Consider the following 3,467-nt stretch of genomic DNA (forward strand, 5'->3'; position numbering starts at 1 on the left):
CAGCATCGCCATGGGCATCCCGTTGACCTGCGGGTCGGCATGGAAATGGCCGCGCCGGTCGGCGAGGAGGCGCAGATCATGGGAGGGCTGGTCAGAGACTTCGCTACGGCTCAGCGATGGCCTGTCCGGGGCCGTCACCCGTGCCGCCTCGCCAGCAACCGAACGGGTTTGTTGCGACAGGCGCTCGACCGTGGTGACCCCGGCGAACGCGCCGCCGATCAGGACGAGGCTCGCCCAGATGAGGGGGCGCATGATCCGACCTCTTTCTCGCTGCGTTGCGGCCGACCATGGTCCCACCCGGTTAATCGCCGGCTTCGCGGGCTGCGAAACTGTCGCCGATCGGGCAAAAGCGTCCCACATGGTGAATGCTGCCCTTCCGTAACCCCGGCAATTTGAAGGATCAGCTCGTCAGCGCGTGCCGAAGATGCGGTCCCCCGCATCGCCCAGACCGGGGACGATATAGGCGTGGTCGTCGAGCCGCTCGTCGATTGCCGCCGTCCAGATCGGCACGTCGGGATGCGCCTCGTGCAGGCGGGCAATGCCCTCCGGTGCCGAGAGCAGGCAGACGAAGCGCAGGTTCTTCGCGCCCTTGCGCTTGAGCAGATCGATTGCCGCTACCGCCGTGCCGCCGGTGGCCAGCATCGGATCGAGCACCAGGACGAGGCGTTGGTCGAGCCCGCCGGGCGCTTTGAAATAGTACTCAACCGGTTCAAGGGTATCAGGATCACGATAGAGCCCGATATGCGCGACGCGGGCGGTGGGCAGAAGCGCGAGCAGCCCGTCGAGAAAGCCGATTCCGGCGCGCAGGATCGGCGCGAGGACCGGTATCTTGCCGGCGAGCCGTGGCGCCTGCATGCCCTGCAACGGCGTCTCGATGGTTACCGTCTCCAGCGGCAGGTCGCGCAGGGCCTCGTAACCGAGCAGCATGCCGACTTCGCTGGCGAGCGCGCGAAATTCCCGCGTGGGCAGGTCCTTGTCACGCATCAATGTAAGCTTGTGGCGCACCAGGGGATGGTCGACGACGGTCACGTTGTGCATCGGTGTCAGGCCTCGCGGATCTCGAAAAAGGCGGCTTGCCACGACAGTCTCGCAAGCTTTCGCCTGTGGCTCAATCGCTGTTTGCCCGCACCGGCACGAACGATTCGTCACCTGCGGCGTTCGTTCATCTACGGGTCATCTCGCTCCCGGCAAGATGCGGGCATGATCGAAACGCTTTCGAAAGGTGATGCGATGTCCACATCCATCCTGCACCGCAGCCGGGCGGCGACGCTGCTCTGTCTTCTTGCGGCACTCTTCCTGCTTCTATGCGCCGGCCAGGCCATGGCGTATCCCGCTTCCACGACGGCGGATCTGAACATGCGCTCGGGGCCAGGCACCCAGTATCGCGTGATCGCGACGATCCCGCGCGGAGGCCGTGTCGAAGTGATCAACTGCAGCCGGGGCTGGTGCGACCTGATCTGGTCGGGTCGTCGCGGCTATGCCAGCGCGCGCTTTCTGAGCCGCGCCGTGGCGCCGGGTACGCGCGGTGGTGTGCCCCCGCGCGTCGGCGGCAGTTTCGAGATCATCATCCCGTTTCCGGGCATCCAGCCGCCGCCCCGGTATCGCCCGGCTCCGCCGCATCGTGACTGGCGGCACGAACGCCCGCGCCGGGCAGAATGCACCGAGCGCGGTCTGCGCCGCTTCCTCGGTGAGCGTGCCGCACGCCATACGGTGGCACGTGCCCGGGAGCGTTCGCGGGCGCGCAGCGTGCGTGTCGTGCGTCCGGGCGACTTCATCACCCGTGATTACCGACACGACCGCCTTACCATCGAAGTCGATCGCCGCCATCGGATCGTTGATCTGCGCTGTTACTGATCCCGGCTGCGACAGTGCAGATAATTAAACCCCGCCTCGTTCGCCTAAAGTCGAACGAGGTGGGGTTTTTGTTCGAAAACAGGCATGAAATCCTTGTCCCGCAAGGGCAGACAAGAGCTGATACGGGAAATCCGGGTTTTGCCGCACAGATTGATGCTTGCAGTTGGAAAATTGCCGGTTACTAATAGCAACATTCGACGGCTCGGCTTGGGGATAACGCAAGCAAAAGCCGCAAAAGAAGGACGAAAAAGCGGGAAAACCGCACCGTCCGGAGAGGAACGCAGAGTCGCGCGTGGTCTTCATGATCCGCCGGCGCCGAGGAGGGAGATGCCCGTGACGACGGTCGACGTCGCGCGCGAGGACACGTTTCCGAAACTGATCGCGCGGAATGCACGCCTGCGCCCGGAGCGAGTGGCCTTTCGCCACAAGGATCTCGGGATCTGGCAATCCTGGAACTGGCGTGAGATGCACGAGACCGTGCGGGCCATGGCCATCGGCCTGCACAAGCTCGGTCTGGAGCGTGGCGACAGGATCGCCATCATCGGCAACAACCGCCCGCGCCTCTACTGGGCCATTGCCGCAGCGCAATGGATCGGCGTGGTGCCGATCCCGGTCTATTCCGACAGCGTCGCAGAGGAAATGGCCTATGTGCTCGGCCATGCCGAGGTGAAGCTTGCCGTGGTGGAGGACCAGGAGCAGGTCGACAAGGTTCTCTCCATCGCCGATGAGGTGCCGACCCTGACCTATCTTCTCTATGACGAGGAGCGGGGTCTGCGCGATTATGACCACACCCGCATGCAGGCGCTCACCGCCTTCATTGCTCAGGGGCGCAAGACGCTTGCCGAGGACGCCAAGGCGGAGGCCTGGCTGGGCGAAGCGCTCGCTGCCGGCAAGAGCGAGGATCTCGCCATCATCCTTTACACGTCGGGCACCACGGGGCGTCCCAAGGGCGTGATGCTGAGCTTCGACAACGTCATCGCCGCAGCGAAGATCGGCTGCGATTTCGACAATCTCAACGACGAGGACGAGATCATCGCCTATCTGCCGCTGGCCTGGGTGGGCGATCACATCTTCTCCTATGCCCAGGCGATTCTCGCAGGTCTGTGCGTCAATTGCCCGGAAAGCCCGGAGACGATCGCCGAAGATCGCCGCGAGATCGGCACCACCTACGCCTTCGCGCCACCACGCGTGTTCGAGAACATGCTCACCCTCACCATGGTGCGCATGGAGGATGCCAGCCGCGTCAAGCGGGCGATGTTCAAATATTTCATCGACCATGCCGGCAAGGTCGGCGAGCGCATCCTGAATAAAGAGAGCGTCAATCCCTGGGATCGCTTCGTCTATGCGATCGGCGATTTCCTGGTCTACGCGCCCCTGCGCAACCGCTTCGGTCTCGACAGGACCAAGGTGGGTTACACGGCCGGCGAGGCGATCGGCCCGGAGATTTTCAGCTTCTACCGCTCCATCGGGGTCAATCTCAAGCAGCTCTACGGCCAGACCGAGGCTTCGGTCTACGTCACCATGCAGCCTGATGGCGAGATCCATGCCGATACGGTGGGCCGCCCGGCACCGGGCGTCGAGATCCGGATCGACGAAAACGGTGAGGTGCTGTT

At 64.0% G+C, this 3,467-nt stretch carries 4 protein-coding genes; 2 read left to right on the forward strand and 2 right to left on the reverse strand.

Annotation, left to right across the window (positions count from 1 at the left end; translation table 11 throughout):
- The coding region (locus VKP01_RS09320; protein ID WP_324411876.1) for a hypothetical protein at positions 1–252 on the reverse strand (252 nt) is incomplete at its 3' end.
- A 156-nt stretch (positions 253–408) separates the two neighbouring features.
- Positions 409–1,038 (reverse strand): uracil phosphoribosyltransferase, encoded by a 630-nt coding sequence (gene upp, locus VKP01_RS09325; protein ID WP_324411877.1) that lies wholly within the window; start codon positions 1,036–1,038, stop codon positions 409–411.
- A gap of 162 nt (positions 1,039–1,200) precedes the next feature.
- Here upp and VKP01_RS09330 point away from each other — a divergent pair, with 162 nt between their 5' ends.
- Positions 1,201–1,854: an I78 family peptidase inhibitor gene (locus VKP01_RS09330; protein WP_324411878.1), complete on the forward strand. Its 654-nt coding sequence runs from the start codon at positions 1,201–1,203 to the stop codon at positions 1,852–1,854.
- 327 nt (positions 1,855–2,181) lie between these two features.
- On the forward strand, positions 2,182–3,467 hold a 1,286-nt coding region (locus tag VKP01_RS09335; RefSeq protein WP_414706558.1), incomplete at its 3' end, for an AMP-dependent synthetase/ligase.

Origin of the sequence: Saliniramus sp., from assembly GCF_035311605.1 — a bacterium.
Classification (GTDB): domain Bacteria; phylum Pseudomonadota; class Alphaproteobacteria; order Rhizobiales; family Beijerinckiaceae; genus Saliniramus.

Bases quoted from the DNA above. Each gene is read 5' to 3' on its own strand.
- upp (WP_324411877.1), bottom strand. From the start codon at position 1,038: ATGCACAACGTGACCGTCGTCGACCATCCCCTGGTGCGCCACAAGCTT.
- VKP01_RS09330 (WP_324411878.1), top strand. From the start codon at position 1,201: ATGATCGAAACGCTTTCGAAAGGTGATGCGATGTCCACATCCATCCTG.